14 protein-coding genes are annotated in these 24,887 nt (G+C 30.2%); 4 read left to right on the top strand and 10 right to left on the bottom strand.

What is annotated here, in order from left to right:
• Positions 1-205: 205 nt before the first annotated feature.
• The 5 genes from Q4Q40_RS04800 to Q4Q40_RS04780 all read right to left on the bottom strand — a co-directional run bounded on the left by Q4Q40_RS04800 (position 206) and on the right by Q4Q40_RS04780 (position 6,590).
• On the bottom strand, positions 206-1,501 hold the full coding sequence (locus tag Q4Q40_RS04800) for an HlyD family secretion protein (RefSeq protein WP_303300590.1): 1,296 nt from the start codon (positions 1,499-1,501) through the stop codon (positions 206-208).
• Positions 1,502-3,691 carry a peptidase domain-containing ABC transporter gene (locus Q4Q40_RS04795; RefSeq protein WP_303300589.1) on the bottom strand — a complete coding sequence of 730 codons (2,190 nt, stop codon included), beginning with the start codon at positions 3,689-3,691 and terminating at the stop codon, positions 1,502-1,504. It abuts the gene before it with no gap.
• 62 nt (positions 3,692-3,753) lie between these two features.
• The gene (locus tag Q4Q40_RS04790; protein ID WP_303300588.1) at positions 3,754-3,897 is read right to left on the bottom strand and encodes a hypothetical protein; all 144 of its coding nucleotides are present in this window, start codon (positions 3,895-3,897) and stop codon (positions 3,754-3,756) included.
• A 154-nt stretch (positions 3,898-4,051) separates the two neighbouring features.
• Complete coding sequence (locus Q4Q40_RS04785; RefSeq protein WP_303300587.1) at positions 4,052-5,674, bottom strand: vitamin K epoxide reductase family protein; 1,623 nt, start codon at positions 5,672-5,674, stop codon at positions 4,052-4,054.
• A gap of 169 nt (positions 5,675-5,843) precedes the next feature.
• Positions 5,844-6,590, bottom strand: coding sequence for a LytR/AlgR family response regulator transcription factor (locus Q4Q40_RS04780; RefSeq protein ID WP_303300586.1), 747 nt, complete (start codon positions 6,588-6,590; stop codon positions 5,844-5,846).
• A 41-nt stretch (positions 6,591-6,631) separates the two neighbouring features.
• Here Q4Q40_RS04780 and Q4Q40_RS04775 point away from each other — a divergent pair, with 41 nt between their 5' ends.
• A complete protein-coding gene (locus Q4Q40_RS04775; RefSeq protein ID WP_303300585.1) occupies positions 6,632-8,539 on the top strand; it encodes a histidine kinase in 1,908 nt (635 codons plus the stop codon).
• Positions 8,540-8,964: 425 nt separating this feature from the next.
• Here Q4Q40_RS04775 and Q4Q40_RS04770 read toward each other — a convergent pair whose 3' ends face one another.
• Both Q4Q40_RS04770 and Q4Q40_RS04765 read right to left on the bottom strand, forming a co-directional pair.
• Positions 8,965-10,458, bottom strand: a complete 1,494-nt coding sequence (locus Q4Q40_RS04770) for an arylsulfatase (RefSeq protein WP_303300584.1) — start codon at positions 10,456-10,458, stop codon at positions 8,965-8,967.
• Positions 10,459-10,541: 83 nt separating this feature from the next.
• A complete protein-coding gene (locus Q4Q40_RS04765; protein ID WP_303300583.1) occupies positions 10,542-10,883 on the bottom strand; it encodes a hypothetical protein in 342 nt (113 codons plus the stop codon).
• A 282-nt stretch (positions 10,884-11,165) separates the two neighbouring features.
• Here Q4Q40_RS04765 and Q4Q40_RS04760 point away from each other — a divergent pair, with 282 nt between their 5' ends.
• The 3 genes from Q4Q40_RS04760 to Q4Q40_RS04750 all read left to right on the top strand — a co-directional run bounded on the left by Q4Q40_RS04760 (position 11,166) and on the right by Q4Q40_RS04750 (position 18,111).
• Positions 11,166-15,275 (top strand): hybrid sensor histidine kinase/response regulator, encoded by a 4,110-nt coding sequence (locus Q4Q40_RS04760; RefSeq protein ID WP_303300582.1) that lies wholly within the window; start codon positions 11,166-11,168, stop codon positions 15,273-15,275.
• A gap of 15 nt (positions 15,276-15,290) precedes the next feature.
• Positions 15,291-16,733 (top strand): sulfatase, encoded by a 1,443-nt coding sequence (locus Q4Q40_RS04755; protein WP_303300581.1) that lies wholly within the window; start codon positions 15,291-15,293, stop codon positions 16,731-16,733.
• A gap of 193 nt (positions 16,734-16,926) precedes the next feature.
• Positions 16,927-18,111 carry a leucine-rich repeat domain-containing protein gene (locus Q4Q40_RS04750; RefSeq protein WP_303300580.1) on the top strand — a complete coding sequence of 395 codons (1,185 nt, stop codon included), beginning with the start codon at positions 16,927-16,929 and terminating at the stop codon, positions 18,109-18,111.
• Positions 18,112-18,759: 648 nt separating this feature from the next.
• Here the strand turns inward: Q4Q40_RS04750 and Q4Q40_RS04745 are convergent.
• The 3 genes from Q4Q40_RS04745 to Q4Q40_RS04735 all read right to left on the bottom strand — a co-directional run bounded on the left by Q4Q40_RS04745 (position 18,760) and on the right by Q4Q40_RS04735 (position 24,834).
• Positions 18,760-19,887: a glycoside hydrolase family protein gene (locus Q4Q40_RS04745; RefSeq protein ID WP_303300579.1), complete on the bottom strand. Its 1,128-nt coding sequence runs from the start codon at positions 19,885-19,887 to the stop codon at positions 18,760-18,762.
• Positions 19,888-20,122: 235 nt separating this feature from the next.
• Complete coding sequence (locus tag Q4Q40_RS04740; RefSeq protein ID WP_303300577.1) at positions 20,123-21,769, bottom strand: hypothetical protein; 1,647 nt, start codon at positions 21,767-21,769, stop codon at positions 20,123-20,125.
• Positions 21,770-22,443: 674 nt separating this feature from the next.
• Complete coding sequence (locus tag Q4Q40_RS04735; protein ID WP_303300576.1) at positions 22,444-24,834, bottom strand: glycoside hydrolase family 95 protein; 2,391 nt, start codon at positions 24,832-24,834, stop codon at positions 22,444-22,446.
• Positions 24,835-24,887 lie beyond the last annotated feature (53 nt).

Here is a 24,887-nt window from a genome sequence, read left to right as displayed (position 1 = left end):
ATCGCTTCATACACCGTTGTTACCGCTGGCATATCATAATAGTGGTTTGATTAGTTATCCTAAACATCCCTAATCGGAAGACCTACTTCCATCTTTACTTTAGTTACGTTGTCCTATTGACAACTCACAGCACACATCGAGTAGACGGGTAACGACTTAAAAGACCAACTCTTTTAACGAGACTTTTAAAGCTTTGGTTATAATATTATCTTTTTACAACTTCTTTAAACTGATAGAAGAAACGCTCTATTAATCTTAAATCTTCGGTAATAATTTCGGCTTTACCTTTCATTTCTTGTTTAAAGTCAATTTCCTTATTGTAAGATGTGATAAGTTTCTTTGGAAGTTTAACATCTACAAAATAAATACCATCTTCATCTGGCATTAAAGAAATGTTTTTTACCGTACCATTTAATACACCAAATTCTGTGTCTGGGTAGTTTTCTAACTTAATAATTACCTTTTGCCCGACCCTTATTTTACCGAAATTTTGAGCAGGCACTTTAAGTTTGGCAATAAAAGATGAATTTTTACTTGGGATAATGGTAAAAACCAGATCACCTTGATTAACTGCTTGTTTAGTATTCCAGTAGTTTAAAAAAGAAACTTTGCCTTCAATATCAGACTTAAGTACATATAAACGTTCCCAATCTTTAATGCCTTTTTTTAATTGGTTTAATGATTGGGAAACTGTTTTTAGTAGTATCATTTCTTCTTTAATTCGATTAACATTTGTGTCTTTTGATCTTCCATGCTCATTGTTTATAGCTTCTTTTGTTTGGGAAATAATTATTTCGAAGTTTTTGTAATTACGTTCTGCTTGTGCATATTGTAACTGCTTATTTTCGTATTCCTGTGTAGAAATTATACCTTTATCGAATAAGGACTTTTGTCGATTTAAGTCTTTTTTGGTAAATTCTAATTCAACTTTATTAATGCTACGTTGTGATTTTAAACTCTTTAAACGGTGGTTCAGTTCTAAAAGGGTAAATTGATTTACTGATGCTTTACTGGAAAAAGGTTGTAAATCCTTATTAGCTTTGTATTGAATGTAACTATTTTCAAATAATGCAAATTGTGACTCAATATCGCCTAGAAATAAAATAGGTAGGCTGTCAATAGGAAAGCTAAAAGATTTACTATTTATAAATAAAGTATCAATTATAGATTTAAGCTTATAAACATCTTTATAGTTAGCTGTATTCTCTAATATGGCTAAAGGTTCATTGCTTATAACCTGTTGTTTGTCTTTAACAAAAAGAACGTCTATGTTACCTGTTATTGCTGCATATTCTTTTTGAGGTGGTATTTGGGTTGTGATTGTGGCTTCCGAAGTAATAATATCGGGATATTTGACAAACCAAGAAATGAGTAATAGCATAATAGTTAAAGCTAAAAAAAGAACATTTCCCCAACGAATCATCCAATGAGGTACTATGGTTAGTATTTCTTGCACTTCTTCACTTCGTAACTCTATATCTTCTAAACTATTATCTGGCATTTATTTCCCTAATTCTAATTGATTTTTAACTAAGTTGTAATAATTTCCTTTTTTACTTACCAATTCTTGGTGGTTACCTGTTTCAACAATCTTTCCTTTATCCAATACCACAATTTGATGTGCATTCTTAACCGTACTTAATCTATGTGCAATAACGACTACAGTTTTATTCTCGAAAAACGTATTTAATTTTTCCATAATTACTTTTTCATTATTGGCGTCTAAAGCCGAAGTGGCTTCATCAAAGAATAAGAAATTTGGATTTTTATAAATGGCTCTGGCAATAAGTAATCGTTGTTTTTGCCCAGTACTTATACCAACACCTTCCATGCCAATTATGGTGTTATAAGACAGGGGTAAAGATTCTATAAACTCTTTAATGTTTGCAACATCAATGGCATATGCTAATTTCTTTTTATCGATATAATCCTCACCAACAGCAATGTTGTTGGCTATTGTATCACTAAAAATATAGCCTTCCTGCATTACTACGCCACATTGTTGTCGCCATGTTTTCTGTGAAACCTTTTGTAAATTGTAGTGTCCTAATTGTATTTGTCCGCTATTTGGTTCATAGAACTTTAAAAGTAATTTCATCAAGGTTGTTTTGCCACTACCGCTAGTACCAACAATAGCTGTGACTTTATTTGCGGGAATTGTTAAATCCAGATCTTTTAGGACTATTTGGTCTGAACCAATATATTTGAATGATGTTTTTGACAATTCAATATCTGAGTCTAAAGAAATTTCTGTGATTTTTTCAGTGTCTTGCTGCTCTTCATCATCTTTGTTATGAATTTCGGAAAGGCGTTCTAATGAAATTTTTGCATCCTGAACTTCTCTAACAAAACTAATTAGCTGTGTTATAGGGGAATTGAGTTGTCCAACAATATAGCTTATTGCCAGCATCATGCCTAAAGTAATCTCGCCGTCAATTACGAGTTTTGCAGATAATACAGTAATGAGAATATTTTTGAGTTCGTTGATAAACCCAGAGCCAACACTTTGATACTGTTCTAAAGCTAGTCCTTCAATAGAAACCTTAAACAAACGGACTTGAACAAATTCCCAAGACCAACGTTTTTGTTTTTCGGCATTGTGAAGTTTGATTTCTTGCATCCCATTTATAAGTTCAATAACTTTACTTTGCTCTTGACTGAATTCCGAAAAACGTTTGTAATCTAAATCGCGGCGTTTTTTTAAAAAGATAATTATCCAAAAAAAATAAAACAAGCTGCCTAAAATAAAAATACTGAAAAGCATCAGATTGTAATATACTAGTACCAAACTAAATATAAATAAATTGACCATAGAAAATAGCACATTTAATGACGATGTGGTTAGAATACGCTCTAAGCGTTTATGGTCGTTAATTCGTTGCAGTATATCGCCAGTCATTCTGGTATCAAAAAAAGCAATAGGCAAATTCATTAGCTTTATAAAAAAGTCTGACACTAAAGATATGTTGATACGTGCACTTAAGTGTAACAATATCCAACTACGAACAACTTCTATTGCCGTTTTACCAATAAACAAAGCTAATTGCGCAAATAGAATAAGGAAAATAAAGTGTATGTCTTGATTTTTAATCCCAATATCAACAATACTTTGTGTTAAAAATGGAAATATGAGCTGTAGTAGACTTGCAGCTATTAATCCAATGACTAGTTGCCACAAAAAGGCTTTATACTTAAAAAGGTAGCGTGATAAAAAACCAAACCCAATATGGGATTTATCCTTGTCAAAATCGGAATCATAAAATTTTGCTGTTGGTTCCAGTAATAAGGCAATACCCTCTGCAGTTTCTTCAATAGCATTGTTTCCTATCCAATACTTAAGAAATTCATTTTTGGTGTATTTTAATAGCCCATGTGCTGGGTCTGAAATATAAAATGTATCATTATGGATTTTATACAAAACAGCATAATGATTCATGTTCCAATGAAGAATGCATGGCAGTGTAGCTTCAAATAAAGATTTAAAAGCAATCTTTACACCTAAACTTCGTAACCCAATTTTTTCTGAAGCCTCACTTAAACCCAATAAACTACTTCCTTCTCTTGTAGTTTCACTTATTGTGCGAAGTTGTTGTATGGCAATGGTTTTCTTGTAATGCTTTGCGATTATTTTTATGCAGGTTGGACCACAATCTTTGTAGTCATATTGTCTGTAATGTGGAAATTTCTTCAAATACAAAATATTTTAAAGAATAGCATATCCTAAACTTAGGACATGCTATTATTAGCTAATCCCTATTCTTTCGTTTTATCATCAGGATCTGCTAAGTCAGGTGAACAAAATTCAGGTGTCTGTGGTGTGCAATTGCCAGTCCCACCATTAATCATTCTTTGTTCTGTTTTGTTTAAGGCTCTTCCTAAGCTCAAAAAATTTTTCATAATTAAATTATTTATAAGTTATTTTATACTTTGAACATTTAAAGACACTCAAAGTTTATGTCTATCTCTCGAGAAAATATTGTTTTATCTGATTTTTTGCCTTTTGTAAAAATTAATCAGATTAGGATAGTTATGTTAAATCGTTTTTGTGTTGTTAATTACATGGAACAAAATCATCTGATGTCTTTTCTAATTTTATTTGACTAATTAAATCCTCAATAAAAAAAGAAATTTCATTTACTCTGTAGTGTTTTGGAAATGGTTTATCGTTAAGATAGATAGCTGGTGTATAATCTATATTGTTTTTTTTATACCATTGATGCTGTAGTTCTATAGTGGTGTTATAGTCATTATATTCAGCATCAATTTTACCCCATTTTAAAAGCCACTTATCTAAATCGGCATTTTTTTCATATACTTCATTTAGTGCTTTTCTTGTGATCCTTTCCGGTTCAGAATCATGTATTTTAAGTAATCTATTAACGACCTTATAAATAATACTATTTTTATCTTCACTACTTACATTAAAACAAATAGTTACTTTAACCTCTTCCGAAAATTTATTTAAAAGCTTTTCAATATCCTCATGGGTTTCTTTACAATAAAGACATAAAGGGTTAGTGATTATCAATATGTTTAGTTTCGCTGAATGATTACCTAAAACAATCCCTTGAAATAGAGGAAAGCTAATTGTTTTTCCTTTATCATATATGGAACTAAATATCTGGAAATTCTTTTTAAGCTTATAATGCTCAATTTTTAACTGTTCAAAGGCTTGCGTTTTTTTTATGAGAGGCTTAATATATATCCATAATGAAGCTGTAATCATAAAGCAAAAAAGAAGTGTAAAGCTTCCCAGTGGACTAAATTCACTGCTTTGCAGGAAGCCATTTTCAAAAAATAAAACACCACACTGTAACCATAAAACAGTGACTATACCTAAACATAATGGACACCACTTTTTGACTATTTTATATTGGTGAAAAATGGAGTAAATTGTAATTGGAATACTTGTTAAGGATAACAGTTTTATTAAAGTATAATCTATAAACAATAGGTTAAAAAAAAGGCATGTTAGACTTGATGCTACAAAATATATAAAGCTAATATCACTAAGTTTAAAATAATTGAAAATTGTTGCTCCTCTTGAGTTTAAAACAGCATCACAACTCATTGATTTATGAGCTGAACAAAATTTATCCAAAACATTTGATTGGAATTCTCCCTCGTGTTTGAAAATTAGTAAGGAAATATAAATACCAACTATTGATAGAAAAAAATAGCACGATTGAAGAAGGGAGACTTTTATTAAAAAAAACATACCTATTACAGAAACAACAGCTGCAATGTTTATTAAATTAAGTATCGTTTTTTGTCTCGTTTTTTTTAGTTTAAATTTAGTATCATCTTTATCAATAGCAACTATTACCCCACTCCAAATGGTTAAAAAATTTTCAGGATAGACTATTTCTTTTTTATTGTTAGAATAAATAAGTTTGATATTTGCACCAATTTTTTTAGCCATAAAAAAGTCATTACCATATCGATTAGTAGATGTTGCCATAAAAATTTCAGGCAATTGATCTATAATTTCTATTTTTTTTGGAAGCTCTAATGCGGAATACTGTATGTTAAAATAATCTAAAGCAGATGTAATAGCATGTAAACTAGGATAAGTAGGATTGCTTAATAATTGAAATTTTAATTCGTTATTATTAATGCGAATACCTAAGTTAATTAATGTTTTTTTTAAAATAAAAAATAGGTTAATACTCATAAAAAACTATATAGGTTAGAAAGTTTTCATTGAAGGCTTGTGTAAAAATATTTATATTTACTTTTAAGAATATGTTAAAAAGTATTAGCGCTATATTATGTCTAATTAGCGTATAGATATGAAGGATAAGTGTTGTTATTTGTCAATAAAATTTGTGCAAATAAGATCGTCAGGAAAGTGAATTTATAAGATTTGTTAAATTAGATCTATTTCTTACTGAAACATTGATCTTATCTCTATTCTTTAGTATAATTGTTTCTTTTCTATAAATGGATTTAATAAAATCAATATTGATTAAAACCGAACGATTTGCCCTAAAGAAACCTTTAACAGAAAATAATTCCTGGTAATATTTTAGTGGTTTAGAGGCTAAATAAACGACTTTGTTTTGCATGTAGAAAGAAGTGTAATTCTTTTCGGCTATACATTTAACAACATCTTTTATATCTATTAAAATATATTCGCTGCCTACATGAAGAAGAAGGTTCGAGTTCTTTTGATTTAAAAAATCTGACAGCATTTCATACTTACTAATTGAAAACAATCGCTGTTTTAAATTAATGTAGCGGTTAACTACCTTAATTAATTTTTCAGAATCTATTGGTTTCATAATATAACTGAACGCATAATGTTCAATTGCCTTTTTAATATAATTTTCATGACCAGTAACAAAAATTACCTCGAAATTTGGTATGTTAATCTTGTTAAAAATATTAAAGGCAATACCATCTTTTAACTCAATATCCATAAAAACCAACTCTGGTTTCTTGTCTCTAATTAAATGGATAGCTCCTTCTACAGTATTAATGAAGGCAACAATCTCAATATCACTAAAACTTTCATTAAGAATAGAGGCTAAATATTCTTGAGCGTTTATATCATCTTCAATGATTATTGTTCTAATTTTGTTTTTCACCTATTTTGCAGGAAAGTATGAGGATTTTAATTTTATTTATTATGGGGCTAAATATATCATCTTTTTCACAAGAGAGAAAGATGATAAATTTTGATTCAAATAGAGAACAATATAGTCAAAAATTTATAGATTCATTAATTGTGGGCTCAGTAGCAAATATCGACATTCCAAGTTTTAAAAGACTGTTGGAATCCGATAACAACTTACATGGGTGGCCCTATTACTATAGATTGCTTTCAACTAATTCTCTTAAAAATGGTCAATACGATTCTGTAGTTTTTTATTGCAACAAAAGTATAGAATCATACCACAAATCTGAAAATAAAAGAGAAATAGATGGTAGGCCTTTAATTAGAACTTATTTGAATAAGGGGCATGCCTTAAACGAGCTTAAAAATTATAAGGAATCAATTATTAACTATCAAAAAGGATATGATTTAACAAAAAAGTATCACTTTAAATGGAAATCATATTTAATAAAAGGAATAGCAAGAAATCTTTCTGCAATAGGCAATGATAGTTTGGCTTTAAAATATAATATTAAAGCCTCAAAAGACACAGTTTTTATGGCTGTTCCCAGGGCTGCTGTAGCTACTTACATGAGCATAGCTTCATATCATGAAGCGAAAAATGATCAAATAACAGCCAAATATTATTACAAAAAAGCATTAAAAGCTTCGCATATGAAACATGAATTGTATGGGGAATTTAAAAGAAATATACCTTCGATATATGGTAGTTTGGGAAGTATAAATTTTAAAGAGAACGATATAGATTCAACATTGTTTTATTACAAAAAAGCCATTAATGCTAGTGAGTTATATGGAATTGGAACCTTTAAGGGTGCTAAAGAAAATAATTTGTTTTATAAGAGTTTTGTTAATGTATTTGAAGGACCACTAGAAAAAGGGATACAAAATTTGCGTAGATTAATTAAGGACACAAAAAAAATGAGCCAAGATAAGATCAATCAATATGATAAAGATTTTATGGTTAGAATTTTACAAACCCTTTCTATAGCTTATCAAAAGAAGGGAGATTCCAAAGAATATTCAAATCTGCTCAATGAAGGTGTAAATTATTTAGATAAATTTCACAAAATGCAGTTAGATGAAAATCTTGAAAAGTTAGAAATTCAATATCAAACAAAAGAAAAAGATGTTTCGATAGCCCAATTAGAAACTTCCCAAAAACGGCAAGATATTATTCTAAAGCAACAAAGAATTATAAGCTATAGTTTGGCAGGTTTCCTTTTGTTATTTCTTTTATTAGGTTATTTTTTTTGGAAACAACGCAAGCTAAAAGCACAATATGAAAAAGAAAATCTTGAGCAACGTTTGCTAAGATCTCAAATGAATCCACATTTTGTCTCTAATGCACTTAATTCAATTTGTGGACTAGTTCAAAAAGGCTCAGACAAAACAATTCCTTACATAAATAAACTGGCAACTCTATTTCGCCTAACATTAGAAAATTCAAGAGAAGAGTTTGTAAGTTTAAATGATGAAATTATTGCTTTAAGTAATTATTTAGAAATACAATCTAACTTTTCTCATGATTTTGATTTTGATATTGTTGTTGAAGATGTAATTGACAAAGAGGAAGTCTTTATACCACCAATGCTTATTCAACCATTTATAGAAAATGCAATTTTACACGGTATAACCAATACAGATATAAGAGGTTATATAAATATTAAGATTGATTTGCAATACAAAAATAAGCTATTGACTTGCAGAATAGATGATAATGGAATTGGTTACGAAAAGGCCTTAAATATAAAGCCTAACAAAAGTCACAAATCGTTATCAGTAAATATAATTGGTGAAAGATTAAGAATTTTTAAGAAAAAGTTTAAGGTAAATTCCAGGGTTAGCGTTGAGGAAAATAAAAATAAAGGAACTACAATAAAATTGTATTTGCCCTACCTTATAGAACAGATATCATAAATTCAAACCTGTGTACATTTGGAGTGCCACTTTTGTTTGTTCAGACATAAAGATGGGAAAGCGATGCTATCTTATATGTAGGTCTAGCATCGTAACAACTAATAAACTATAATAATTTATTAATAAAAAAAATGCTACTATTAGTTTAAAAACCAGTAACAATACTACTTTTCTAAGGTTTTTATTTCAGTATAAAATTATTTCCTAATTCTCAAAGATCTATAAGTATTATTTGTAACGTATATCCATCTGAAAAAACTAATCGGAACTAAATTTAAGTAGAATTTTAAAAAATCATCTTATAAAAATCGAATTAAACTTTTATATTTCAATTAATTAATCCCTCTTTATTTCTCAGGAAATAAAAAAAAAGCTCAAACACAAAATGTGATTGAGCTTTTTTAAATTATTTTCACTTGTTAATCTTAATCTACATTTAAAAACGTTTCCTGGCTAAATGTAAAAACATCCGAGGGTGTTCTTGCTTCAAGAAAAAGAGCTTCCATTTGTTTAACAATTTCAGGAAACTGTGTAGCAACATTGTTTTCTTCTCCTAGATCATAAGTAAGATTATAAAGTTCCAATGGTTCATTTGGTGTTTTTAACACATTATATTTTACAGCTTTCCAATTTTTCATTCTAATAGCTTGTCGCCCTCCTTTTTCGTGAAACTCCCAATATAAATAGGCATGCTTTTTTTGTTCTTTTTTATTTCCTAAAAGTTCTGGTAAAAATGAAATTCCATCTATATCTTTTGGAACTTCAACCCCTGTAATATTAGCAAAAGTTGGAAAAACATCCCAAAAGGCAGAAATATGATCTGTTTTACTACCTTGTTCTATTTTCCCTGGCCATTTTGCAATCATAGGAACCCGAATACCTCCTTCATATAAATCTCTTTTGGTTCCTTTAAAAGCACCATTGCTATTAAAATATTCAGGATCTGCACCCCCTTCTTTATGAGGCCCGTTGTCTGAAGTGAAAATAATAATAGTATTATCTGCAATTCCAAGTTCTTCAACTTTATCCATGATTTCTCCTACTTGCTGATCCAGCAAATCAATCATTGCTACAAAAGCGGCATGAGATTCACTTTGAGACCCATACGAACCCTTTCGGTATTCAGGACCGCTGTCAACACCATTAAAAACTTTTTCTGGTAAAAACTTATTTCTATATTTTTTAATGAATGCTTCTGGAGCTGCAAGTTCTGCATGTGGAATAATTGAAGCTACATATAAGAAAAATGGTTTCGATTTATTTTGCTCAATAAATTCTATTGTTCTTTCATGAATTAAATCTGGAGCATACATTTTTTTTGATAAGCCTAAATTTTCTTTTAAAACAATGGAATCTCTATTAGACCATAAATGATTGGGATAATAGTGATGTCCTAAACGTTGACAATTATATCCATAAAACACATCAAACCCTTGACTTATCGGGTCCCCTTCAGAACCAGGAAAACCAAGTCCCCATTTACCAAAAGCACCTGTTTTATACCCCGCTTTTTTCATAACCTCAGCTAATGTATAAGTATCATCTGGAATAGGGTACTGTCCTTCTGGCTCAATTTCTTTATTCCCTCTAACTACCGTATGCCCCGTATGCATACCTGTAAGTAAGGCAGATCTTGAAGGCGCACAAACAGTACTACCAGAATAATGCTGAGAAAACAACATACCTTGAGATGCGAGTTTGTCTATATTTGGGGTTTGGAATTTTTCTTGCCCATAACAGCCTAAATCCCCATACCCAAGATCATCAGCAAGAATATATATAATATTCGGCTGCTTTTCTTTAACTATATTCGGCTGTTCATCAATAGAGCTATCCTTTGTTTTTTTACTAGAAATGTTACACGATACTAAAAGTAAAATAGTAGCTAAAACTAATGTATTTAAAGAAAATTTAATCATTGAATTGAATTGATTTAAAAACAGGAATTAAAAACCTAATTCCTGGTAAGTTGTTTATAATTTAACGGTGTCCACTTATTTAGTTAGAGTCTACTTCCAAAAAACAAGTATTTAATCCTACCCGCTTCTGGTGAATTAATGATAGTATGTATATACTGAGATCGAATATTTGCATCTGGTTTGTTAAAAACGAAATGTTCTACAGTCTGAACTGCAAATTCAATGTAAGAAAATTGCAACACTTTTTTCGAAGATACATTAAAATCTGTTGCCTTCCTCCTTTTTGCACCTTCAATAATCATATTGACTCTTGGTAACAACTGATTTGATTTTTCTGCTATTGTAGTAATAACTACTGAGGAAGCAATTGAATTAAAATTGCTACACGATAACAAAAAAGCAATCAGATTCTTGATATTCTTCATAATAAAGTTAATGGTTTTATCTCTTTGTTTACAACACAATCAAAATTACAAACATCAATAGCGATAAGATTCTCTTTTACTACCTACATATGTTGCAAGTATCATAAAAACTCTATTTTATTATATTGCAACATTATCACTCTTTACTTGCAACATATTTAACCTTGAAAAATATCTGTATTATCAAAAAAAATAAGATATTACACTGTAATTAGCATACATACAATCGATTTACACATTTAGCTTAAAACGTTTTAGGCTTGTTAATTAAATAACAGACACATGTTTTTTAGGAATAAAATTAGCATATTAATATATACATCAATTTGCCTTTTTATAATTAGCATTACATATAGCTATTCGCAATCCAATAAAACTTATTTTCATGAATTGGAAATACAAGGCATCCCTTTTAACAAAAAGGTTAACACGCTATTTGTAGACAGTTTTGGATATTTATGGATTGGGAGTGACACAGGATTATATCGCTATGATGGGAATAATTTGGTCTCATACCAATTAGACGCCTTTGATCCATACTCTATTCCTAATAATGGAATTAATTCTATCATAGAAGATGACAACAATAACTTATGGATTGGAAGTGAAAGCTATTTAATTCATTACAATAGAAGGAAAAATAAGTTTAAAGGCTTTTACAAAAACATAACTTCTACTGTATTGCACAAATCGCCAAATGGAGAAATATGGGCTAATTTGAGATATACAGGCTTGGTTAAAATTAAACCAAGTGAAGATTTTGAAAAAGCTGATTTTGACACACAATTTAACTATACAAATAAATCAAATTTATTAAGGTTTCAAGGACAAATCAACTCTTTTGTTGAGGATCGTTTTGGACGATATTGGCTGGGCACACCAAAAGGAATCTTCATATTAAATGACAAAAATGAATACATTAAAACAAACTTCAATAAAAATATCAAGTCTATAAAGCTATATGAAAACAATAAAATAGTAGCACTTACGGCAAAAGGGCTTTTTGTTCTTGGTTATAATAAAACTGATTTTAAAGTAGAAATTTTAGAACAGTATTCAGATTTCATGCAACCGTTTTCTTCTAACGCATCTGCAACTTCATTGACACTTAGTCCAAACAGCGATGATATATGGATAGGAACCACAGGAGGTTTATTTAAAGCTGTACGAAAAAATAATAGCTATAATTTTATCTATTTTCCACAAGACCCATCAAAAGGCAGCTTAAAAAGCAATCATATTATTAGTACAACATTTGATTCTTTTGGAAATTTATGGATTAGCTCTTTAAAAGGCATCAACAAATATTTAGGAAGAACATCCATTTTTAATTTTAATAAAATAGAAACAAGCAATCATATTGGTAATTCAATTGCTAGAAGTATTTTATCCTATTCACCAAATACAATTCTAGTTGGAATGAATGATGGTTTGTATCGTTATAATACAGAATTAAATAATTACTATAAAATTGAAACTGGGCTTAATAATATTAGTCTTATTGCTCAAAATTTCGAAAAAGACAAGCTTATACTAGCTAATGGTAATAGTCTTTATACAACAGACACTTATAAATCTTACAAAAAAGATTTACAATTAACTGAAATCAAGAAATTTAAAAATACAATAACAGACATAGCAATTATTAGTAAAAATGAAATTTGGCTTGGTCTTTGGAATGGTGGTATAGACATTATAAATTCAGAAAATCAAATATCAAAATTTAAAAAAGATATAAAAGTTAAACTTGCTAATAGTCATACTTCGGTTTTGCTTTTTACAAAAAACAATGAATTATGGATTGGTACACGAGGTGAAGGGCTCTTTAAAATTGATTTTAATAATGAATCCATTGAAGAATATTTACCATCTATAGAAAATGGTTTAACATCGAACGCTATTTTAAGTTTACATGAAGATCTAAATGAAAATATTTGGATAGGAACCAGAGGTGGTGGATTAAACTTATATCTTAAAAACTCTAATAACTTTAAACACTATGGCAAATCAAACGGGTTAACGTCTAATATAATCTCTGCTATCGAGCAAGACCAAAAGAAAAACTTATGGTTGAGTACAGACGACGGCTTGATACGCTTTGATTTAAAAAATAAAAAGACCAGACATTTTGGCTTTGAGGATGGCATCAAAGAAAGTCAGTTTATATATAATTCTAGTTCGTCAAACAAAATAGGTGACAATATACATTTTGGGTCTTCTGAAGGTTTTTATACTGTTTTTACAAATAAATTTTCTCAAAACAACAAGATTCCGTCAACAGTAATAACCAGTTTTACTACTCTAGGAGCCACAAAAGCAGATCAAACAAATTCAAAATCAAACGCATCAACCGTTGTTAAAATTGATTCTAAAACGCCTATAGTTTTACCTTATAATCAAAATAATATTGTTGTTTATTTTTCCTCATTAGATCTTACAAATCCAATCAAAAATGAGTATGCATATAAATTAGAAGGTTTAAATAATTATTGGGTTTACACTAATGCATCTAATAGAAATGCGAATTATAACGACCTATCTCCAGGCTCATATACTTTTAAAGTAAAAAGTTCTAATAGTGATGGCGTATGGAATGAAACTCCTACTGTGTTGAAATTTTCTATTAAAGCACCAATTTGGAGAAGTAATTGGGCCATTTTTATATATTGTGTATTAACAATAATTATATTTTTTGTAAGTATTCTGCTTATTAGAAGGTGGTATAATCTAAAAAAGAATTTAGTTAAAGAAACTATAAGCAGAGAAAAAGATAACGAACATAACAGAATGAAAATGGTCTTTTTTACCGACATTTCTCATGAGTTACGAACCCCGCTTTCTTTAATTTTTGGAACTATAGAAAAGGTTATAAAAGAAAAGAATTTTACACTAAGCCCGTTAACTTCTCAACGTATATATAATAATACCCTTAGAATGCGTAGGTTAATAAATCAGATAATGGACATCAGAAAATTTGAAGGCGGTAAATTCAAATTAAGCATATCTAAAAATGACATCGTTAAAGATATTAGCATTATAAAAAATGCATTTAATGATTTTGCGAAAATATATAATATTAAATACGAATTTATTTCAAAAGAAAAAGAAATTAAAGGTTGGTATGATGTCGATATACTAGAAAAAATACTCTTTAACCTTCTGTCAAATGCATTTAAATACACACCAGAACAAGGAGAAATAAATGTTAATTTAGAATTGATATCTGTCAATGTTAAAAACTCAAACATTACTAATCTTGAAAAAGGCACCTATATAAAATGTTCTGTACGAGATAATGGTATTGGTATACCAGAAGAAGATTTACCATTTATTTTTAATAGATACTATCAGGCAACCAAAACACATAGTAATAATATTCCAGGAACTGGAATAGGAATGGAATTAGTTGAAAAACTAATAGAGAGACATCATGGGACTATAACAGTTGAAAGCAAGAAAAATACATATACTAAATTTACTTTTCACCTTCCTATTAACAAAAAAAGGTATACTAAAGAAGAACGTTTAGAGATGGCCGAGCCATTAAAAAAGAACTTTATTAAAAATTCAGAGTTTCAAGTTATAGAGGAGGTTTCCTTAGCTCATGATGCCAAAACCAAACAAAAATCTAATAAACCAAAAGTCTTAATTGTAGAAGACAATAAAGATTTAAGGCATATGGTTAAAGAAGAGTTAAAAAATGATTTTAATATTAAAGAAGCTTCAAACGGAAAGGAAGGATACGAAACTGTTTTAAAAGAAAAACCACAACTTATAATTAGTGATATATTAATGCCCATAGAGGATGGTATATCTATGCTTAAAAAGATTAAGGACAACCCAGAAATAAACAACATTCCTATATTTATGCTTACTGCAAAAAACTCTGAAGAGACCAAAATTGAATGTTTGAGTTTAGGTGCAGATGATTACATAGAAAAACCATTTAGTTTAGAATTTGTAAAATGGAAAGTAAAGAATGTATTAATAACCAGAAAACAACTTAAGGAACAATACAGTAAGGTAATTACTGTAGAACCATCTGAAATTGATATCGATTCAAATGATGATAAATTTATTAGGAAATTGGTAACTATTATAGAAAACTCTATGAATGATAATTTATTAAGCGTAGAGTATTTGGCTTCAGAAGTTGGAATGAGCAGAGCTAATTTGTACAGAAAACTTCAAGCTATTTTAAATGATACACCTGTAAACTTCATTAAAAAAATCAGATTAAAACGTGCAGAACAACTTCTTAAAAAGAATGAATTGTATCTTTCTGAAATAGCTTATATGACTGGTTTTAACAATCAAAAATATTTTGGAAAATGTTTTCTGAAAGAATATGGCATGAGTCCAACCGAGTATATAAAAAAACATACAACCTAAAACAAAAGTAATATTGTGCTATTAAAAGCTATAAAAATTTTACTTAGCTTTATTATACTAATTTTTATAAGTTGTAAAACTGACTCAAAAGAAAATGTAATAAAAAAACCAAACATTATACTTATTAATGTTGACGACCTTGGTTGGAAAGACCTTGGTTTTATGGGGAGTTCTTATTATGAAACACCCAATATTGATGCATTAGCAAAAGAAGGGCTTGTTTTTACAAACGCCTATGCTGGCGCAGCAAATTGTGCACCAAGTAGAGCTTGCTTAATTTCTGGGTTAAATACACCCAGACATGGTGTTTTTACGGTAAGCCCATCTGATAGAGGTCATACCAAAACAAGAAAACTCATTCCTATAAAAAACACAAAACACCTTAACGACACCATTTATACACTTCCTGAAATGCTAAAATCAGCAGGTTATATAACTGCTAATTTTGGTAAATGGCATGTGGGAGACAATCCTTTAAAACAAGGTTTTGACATCAATATTGGTGGCAGTAGCAGAGGAAACCCAGGTAAAAATGGCTATTTCTCTCCATATAATATCGATTATATTAAAGATGGTCCTAAAGGTGAGTATTTAACAGATCGATTAACTAAAGAAACGATATCGTTTGTTAAAAAACATAAAGACACCACCTTTTTTATTTACTTACCATATTATACAGTTCATACACCTATTATGGGTAAAGAACACTTAATAGAAAAGTTTAAAAATAAAAAAGGAATTGACGGACAAAACAACCCAAAATATGCTGCCATGATAGCATCAATGGATAAAAATGTAGGTAAACTATTAGCTGCGCTAAAAAATAATGGACTAGAAGAAAAAACGCTGGTTATTTTCACATCAGACAACGGAGGTATACGAGCCATATCCCATCAAGACCCATTAAAAGCAGGAAAAGGTTCTTATTACGAAGGCGGCATTCGAGTTCCATTAATTATAAAATGGCCAAATAATATTACAGCTAATACAATTACAAATCAAAATGTATCTAATTTAGATTTTTATCCAACACTTCAAAATATAGTGCAACCAGAAAAAAGAGCAACACTTTTAGATGGTTTAGATTTAAATCCTATACTCAAAGGAGAGAAAATAAAAAGCAGAGATTTAGTTTTTCATTTCCCAGTGTATTTGCAAAGTTATAGTAAAGGACATGATGGAAGTAGAGACTCATTGTTTAGAACCAGACCAGGGTCAGTTATTATTTCTGGACATTGGAAACTACACCACTATTTTGAAGATAATGCCTTGGAACTTTATAATTTACAAGATGATATTAGCGAAAAACAGAATATTGCAGATTTACATCCAAAAAAAGCGGACAAACTTTACAAAAAATTAGAAGCTTGGAGATTAAAAACGAAAGCTCCATTACCAACAGAAAAGAATCCTGATTATTCCTCAGAATTTGAAAAACAACAAAAAAAACATCAATAAAAAGACTTTAAAATTCTATATTCCAAGTAACTAAAACTTATTTTAGATCATATAGATGGTAATTCTTTCAATATGATATAAATTACAACATTAGCACCCCTTTATTGCTACAATTCTCACCCATAAATCACTGAAAGTTTAAATAAATTAGCTACATATTAAGCTAAATATTAACAATTTAAACTAAATTAAAATGAAAAAAATATTACTATTATTTGTTACGTTATTCACAATAACATTAACTAATGCACAACAAGCAGTTGGTACTGAATTCACCGTTGGAGATTTTATATACAGGGTAACTGGAGATGGCACAACAGTGACACTTTTAAGTAAGGTTACTCCCGAAACAGTAATATCTGGTGCAGTAGTAATACCAGCTACTATTAGTGATGGAGCATTCAACTATTCTATTAGCCTTATTGAAAGTGCTCCATTTAATGATGAAGCAGGTATAACATCTATAGTTGTTGAAGGCGATACTGAAATTAAATTTCAAGCATTTAGAGCACTTACTAGTCTTACAACTGTTGATATTTCTGCTATTGCTACAGCTAAAGTTGGTAACAGTGCATTCATAAACTGTACCGCACTAAAAACTGCAAACGTTAGCAATTTAACAAATGCTGGCACTAATATGTTTAAAGGTTGTACTGCTCTAGAAAGTGTAGACCTTACTAATGCGACTGTTATTGGTAACAACATGTTTCATAATTGTATATCATTAACAAGTATAGATGCACCTGCAGCAACTTTTATTGATAATTTGGCATTCTATCTATGTGCAAACCTTACACAAATAAATATACCTGTTGTAGAAACAATTAAAACAGGAGCGTTTAATACCACAGGAATTACTTCTCTAACGCTTCCTGCTTCATTAGTTACGATCGATGAAACAAATTATAACATGTTTAAAAACATAACAAGCTTGACATCTTTAACGTTGTTAGGCGAAACACCTTTAGTTCTTACATATGATAGTGCTGACGGCGTAAATACAATATTTGAACCTGAACTATTTAATAATGTCACTTTAACTGTTCCTGAAGGTGCTGGAGCTGCTTATTTTGCTGCAGACGTATGGAAAAACTTTTCTACTATTACCGAAGCATCATCATTAAGTGTAGATTCTAAAGAACAAGAATTAGGTTGGAGCTTTTATCCAAATCCTACAACTGATGTTGTTTCTATAAAAAATAGCAAATTGGTAAATGCTGCTATTACTGTTTATGATTTAAACGGAAGAGCTTTATTAAGTAAGACTATTAATAGTGTTGAATCTGAAGTTAACATTTCTAACTTACATTCAGGCATCTATCTATTTAACGTTACAACTGATACTGGCGCATTTGTAAAACGCATTGTAAAACAATAATTAAAAATAAACTTTAACTTTAACCCTAATTTAAAATAGAAGTCAAATATTAATATTAATATAACTTCTAGAGATTAATAGTTAGAAAAGTCCGATTTCATATGAATCGGACTTTTTTGTATTCCATTCTGTTACCAGAAACTTTTACTACAGAAAAAGGACGATAATACATCCTAGTAATTTTAAACAATATCAATAACACCCTTACTTACTATTAACGTGAGTTCAACATAAGAATAAAATAAATTACTGTATACAATAAAATACAATCAACTTTATGTCAAACTTAGATCTATAGAGTTTGGGGTTTTCGTAATATTTTTACAAACAAACCTTTCAAATTTTATTTGTTTTGTAGTACGTATTATTGATAAAAAAGAATGGATAGAAGGAAGAATTTAAGTTTCATTATATTATTTTAATACTAACCTGAGTTCGACGTAAGTTAAATGAGGCTGTTTTTGTAAAACACTACTTATGAGTTATTTATATTTATAAAGTAAATTTTAGATATCTGAAACATATTCAAATCTATTAGTTTAAAGCAAAAAGTCAATAAACATACCATCTTCTTCCTTAAATTATTATAAGTTGAATCTAGCATATTTATTGACTTTTATCTACGATCCTGTCGAACTCAGGTTACTATTATTTAATTTCTACATCATATTTTAGCACATAGGAATTTGTACCATCACTACCATCTAATGCAACACCACTAGGACAATAAAGATACTCTGGTTCATTATTAGCATTCATTAACAACTGAGGTCGTTCGAATTTAACTTTTTTACCACCATAGCGTATATTAGCTTCTTTTGGAAAACTACCTTTAAGGTAAAAATCTTGATAATTATGAAATCCAGATAAAGGTTCAGAATTGAATTTAAGTCCATCTTCAGATACCCAAAGTAAACCTCCACCTTTTTCTATAATACCATGATTATCAGTAGTCAACAAACATACTTTGTTTTTCCACATGAAAGCATAGCCATCTTCAATTCTAGTTTTATTTGTTGTGATGGGTTCTGGTTGAATTTTATATGGCCCCTCTAATTTCTCAGAAACCGCTACTCCCATACTAACTTTTGCACCTGTACCTTTAGGACCAGCCATAGCTTTAAAATACAAATAATATTTCCCATTAGGATGCTTAATAAGTCCAGGGTTATTTACACCTAAACCACTATTATAACACCAAATTTTATCATCATCTGGAGGGCTTAATAAAGGTTTGGTTTTATTTGGAACCTCTACCCAAGGTCCATTAATAGCATCGCTAATAAGCATACCTATTCTTTGACTAGGACCATGTTTGTCTGAACCATCATTGGCAATAAAAATTAACACATATTTATTATCAATTTTTTTTACGCTAGGGTTATGAAAACCTGCTGCGTTCCATTTTCCATCGTTCTTTCCTTTTCTAACTGTTTCAACATATTTAAAAGGTCCTTCTGGTTTTTGAGCTACATAATGAGCAATTTCACTATTGTAACGCCATGCTTTTTTAAAAGGGATATCAGAAGACCATCTTGCACTAAAGAGATGAACATTTCCATGGTCGTCTCTTATTGGCGAACTTCCCCATACATCATACCCAGGTTCGTTTACTGCTTCTCCAATAAATTTCCAGTAATCTGACAAGGCAGTTGGAATTTGTTTTTCTTTTTGAGAAGTCTCATTTTTTTTAGTTTCTGAGTTCTTACTTTCTTTGTTTTGACAAGAAATAACAAACATTGAAAGTATTATGGTGCTTAATATTATTTTTTTCATTAGTGGTTTAATTAAAAACTTTAGATTATTTAAATAATGAAACTGACTATCCCCGAGGCAAGCCATAGGGGTATTTCGTCAGTTTCATTTTGCCTTTATAGAGGCAAAAATCGAATTTTTTTATTTTGCCTCACCCAGAACTGCAAAAAAAGGCAGTTCTGGGTGAGGCAAAGGAGAGGTTAATTGGAAACCCCGACCCAAGGGTCGGAGAATTTTTAGATTAAAATATCCAGTCTTATTGTGTTATCTTAAATGAAACATGTGTAAATGAACCTGTTGTTATGTCTATAAGAAATTGATTTTCTGTTACAGGTTTAATAACAAAAGATTCTCCTGAAGGTTGATCATCATCATCCCATCGTGTTACACTTATATTACCATCAATTTTAAAACCATCTAGAATTCCAACAGGGTAATCTTCGTAAAAAGGAGGTGTGAAAGTTGTATTACATGGACTCACAGTATTAATAAAAAACACATTTACTTCATTATCTCTTATATATGCTCTACTATGAAGTTTCAACCTACTTAGTACTTCTTCTCCATCATGATCTAACATTCTTATAGGTTGCGAACCAATCAATGATTCAGTATAAGCTCTCATTATATAATTTCTTGGTGAATTACCTCCAGATAAAGAATAGTCCCACCAGCTTACTAGATCTAATCCAAGATCAGTCCAATCAAACATACATCCAATAGCATATTCAGAACTCCAGATATCTGATTCTTTTTCATAATCTGAACTACACCTAATTTTATCCCAATGCGCTTCAGTAGCCCATGCTTCACGATATTTATCACTTTGAGCTAATTCATATTCGAATTTTAGATCTGGATGATTAGTTACATTATGGTGATTTAAGTAATAGTGATTCCCAAACACGTCAAATCTATCTTGTCCATTAATTTTGTATAAATCGTTAAAAGATCCAGATTCACCTAATGGTTTATAGAATTCTGGAGCCACAATTTTAGGTACCACATAACCAAGGCTTGCAGTCCTTGCTCTTAGTTCATCAACAGCTATCGTAAAATCTGTAACATCCATTCTAGCAGCTTCTTTATCAAAAGCAAAATAATCTATTGTATGTCCTTTTCCATGCATAAACTCAATATAGTCAACAACCAATTGTGCATATTTTATAGGATTAGCTACAGTTGGTTCTTCTGTTGTTACCCAATCAGGAAAATACTCTGCTTTATCTGATGTTAACACTTTTAATCCTGCAAAAATCATAAAAGGTTCAGTACCACTATAAGCTGCTTTAGCATTCTCTATAGATTTTAAAACAGTTGTGTAAACACTTTCTACCACCTCACCTTCTGTAGGATGTCCTCCAAAAGCATCTCCACAATACAATGGAATTCTAATACCATTCATTTTAGCTTCACCAAAAGCTCTCTCTGCATTACTGATGTTATTTAAAGCTCCAGCATTATGATTCATGTCAAACATATGGTATTTTGTAACCCTTCCAAATTTTTCAAGTGGAGCTATGGTTGCTTTATTTTCATACGTAGGTTCTACATAATCAGGAATTTCAATGGTATATTCTTCATAGACTTCACTAGAATGAATTCTAAACTTTTCTAGAACACTCCATTTACCTATTATTGTTGATGGATCTGGCGTTATTAACAACACATCTTCTGAATATTTATAATCAACAGAAACAATATCTAAAGGTTCTTCTATACCATTTAATAATATACGCTTGTTATCTTCATCAATGATTCCTATGGACTTTTCTCCTGTTGATAATGTTACATCGAATTGAGTGAATTTCAACTCTACTTCAATAACCTCGTCATCTTTAGTATCTTTACTGCAACCTACAAGTAGGAATATAGATACAACTAGTAAATAAATTTTATTCATAAATAAATATTTTAATGTTTAATGCAAATTATTTAAAACCAAAACAATAAATGAGCAATATTGTAACAATCATTGAGTAAAAATGTTACAATTTGTCATACTTTTTGAATATTACAGTACGTAATCAGGTATTATTATAATTTTGAAGAAAAAATATAACGTTTTAATTCCTATAAATCTGGCTGTCTTTTTGTTATCTATAGTATAGAAATTACTATAAACCTGAGTTCGACGTAAGGAAAATGAGGTTGTTTTTTGTAAAATACTATTTATAAGTAACTTATACCGACAAAGTGAATTTTAGATATCTGAAACATATTCAAATCTATTAGTTTCAAGCAAAAAATCAATAAACATACCATCTTCTTCCTTAAATTATTATTAAGTTGAATCTAGCATATTTATTGACTTTCATCTATGATCCTTACATCGAACTCAGGTTATAAGCAATAAAAAAATTCTTGAAACTGACTATCCCCGAGGCAAGCCATAGGGGTATTTCGCCAGTTTCATTTTGCCTTTATAGAGGCAAAAATCGATTTTTTTTATTTTGCCTCACCCAGAACTGCCTTTTTTTTGCAGTTCTGACCTCTCCAAAGAAGAGGTTAATTAGAAACCCCGACCCAAGAGTCGGAGAATTTTTAGATTAAATACTTCTTTATAGCAGAGTTTTTTTAATAATTAAACTCTAAAACGTCTCCTTTTTTAGTCTCTATTTTTTTTACTTCATTATTATAACGAAGGTTTAGTGTATTACCTAACTTAGATATAACAACTAAAGTTTTTAACTTGTTTTCCTCCCACTTCATATCTATCTCAAATCCTTTTTTTGCAACAATACCTTGTATACTTCCTGATACCCATGCCGATGGTAATGCAGGTAATATGTGAACCTCATCATTGTGGCTTTGTAGTAACATTTCTGTAATTCCAGATACGACACCAAAATTACCATCAATCTGAAAAGGTGGATGCACATCTAAAAGGTTTGGTAATGTTGATTTTCTTTGCAAGGCTAAAATGTTTTCATATGCTTTATCTCCCTCTAACAAACGCGCATAAAAATTAATAATCCAAGCACGGCTCCAACCTGTATGTCCACCACCTTTAGACAAGCGTCCTGCTATTGTTTTTTTAGCAGCTTCAAAAAGTTCTGGGGTTTTTGATTTTGAAATTTGATTTGATGGATGTAAGGCATATAAATGTGAAATATGTCTGTGTCCTGGCTCGGCTTCTTCTAATTCCTCTACCCATTCTAACAACCTACCATCGCTACCAATTTTAAGAGGAGGCATTTGTTTTATCTTACGTTTTAGAATAGCACTAAAATCTCTATCAATATTTAGAATATCTGCTGCTTTTATGCAATTGTTAAACAATTCAAAAACAATTTCACGATCCATAGTAGGCCCCATATTTAACGTCCCTTTTTTACCATCTTTAGTTAAAAAATTATTTTCTGGAGACACAGATGGTCCTGTAACTAAAAGTCCAGTTTTTGGGTCTTTAACCATAAAATCAACAAAAAACAATGCCGCTTCTTTCATAATAGGATAAGCTTTGTTTTTTAGGTATTCTTTATCTTCAGTGTATTCATAATGCGTAAACAAATGCTGGCAACACCAAGCAGCCCCCATAGGCCACATACCATACCTTGCTTTTCCAAAAGCAGCGGTAGTATACCAAGCATCACTCGTGTGATGTGCTACAAAACCTCTAGCGTTATATGTTCTTTGTGCTGTAAGACGCCCCATTTCACGTAAGTTGTCTATATAATCCAAGAAAGGTTCATGGCATTCTGTTAAATTTGTCATTTCTGCCATCCAATAATTCATTTGAACATTGATGTTGATATGATAGTCTGAATTCCAAGGCGGTGTAAATCCATTCGCCCAAATGCCTTGTAAATTAGCAGGTAAGTTTCCTGGTCTTGAACTACTAATTAATAAATAGCGTCCAAAGTGATATTGTAGCTGTGTTAAATAATTATCTGTGGCTCCTTTTTTTACTTTTTTTAAGCGTACATCTGTTGGAAACTCATCTCCAGTACTGTCAGATATTTTAAAAGAAAGTCTGTTGAATAAAGATTGGTAATCAGAGACATGTTTATTAAGAAGATCTTTATAAGACACTTCTGCTATTCTGTTTAATGTATTTTTAGTATCGTTTTCAGGATCTAGACCACGATAATTACTAGAAGCTACCACTTTAATTAGGACTTCATCTGCATGGCTAATAACCAATTTACCATTCTCAACTTTCGATGTACCTCCTTTGGTTTCAAAATGAACAATTGCATGAAATTTAACTCCATGGCCATTCCCGACATGCTCAGAAAACTCAATCCGATCTTCAGTAACTGATATTTTAGTCTGCTCATTGCGTTTTACCCATGAAGCAATATTTATTTTTCCTTCTTTGTTGGCAGTGTATTTATACACCATTGCTTTATCTGGAAAACTAGAAAAATAGTTTCGTGTATAAGTAACTCCTTCATTTTCAAATTTAGTTGTTGCAACCGATTTGTTTATATCTAATTCACGTGTGTAATTTACAATGGAATCTAACCCTTCTGACTCTACAAATAAATTACCTAACATTTGATATGTGTTTTTGCCTTTTGACAAACGATTAGTCAGAATTTTATCCTGAACCAATGCTTCGGCATCCATATAAGCCTCTGCAAACAGTAATTTCTGTATGGTATCAATATATTTTCCTGCATCTTTCTTATCTCGATTATAATCTTTACCACCTGTCCAAATGGTTTCTTCATTTAAGCAAATAATTTCTTTATTAGGTTTTCCGTAAATCATGGCTCCTAAACTACCGTTTCCTATAGGAAGTCCTTGATTCCATTTTGCTGTGGGTTGTTTAAACCATATTTTTAAAGGTGTTTCTGTTAAATCTTCATTAGTTTGCTGACAACTAATAAAGGAACCCAATAAAAAAAAGGAAACTATAAACTTCATTATTCCTTTCGTTTTTGAAAAATTCCAATTTCTTGACATATCTATTCTTTTATTGTTTTTAATTATTATTGATATTCTTAATTTTAATTTCATTTTATGAATATTTAAAAAATTGATTTTCTTAAAAAAATCATTTAAATTTTAAA

This window comes from Flavivirga jejuensis (assembly GCF_030540765.1).
Lineage (GTDB): Bacteria > Bacteroidota > Bacteroidia > Flavobacteriales > Flavobacteriaceae > Flavivirga > Flavivirga jejuensis.
The sequence above is the reverse complement of the archived record's forward strand: the minus strand, read 5'-3'. Positions and strand labels throughout refer to the sequence as shown.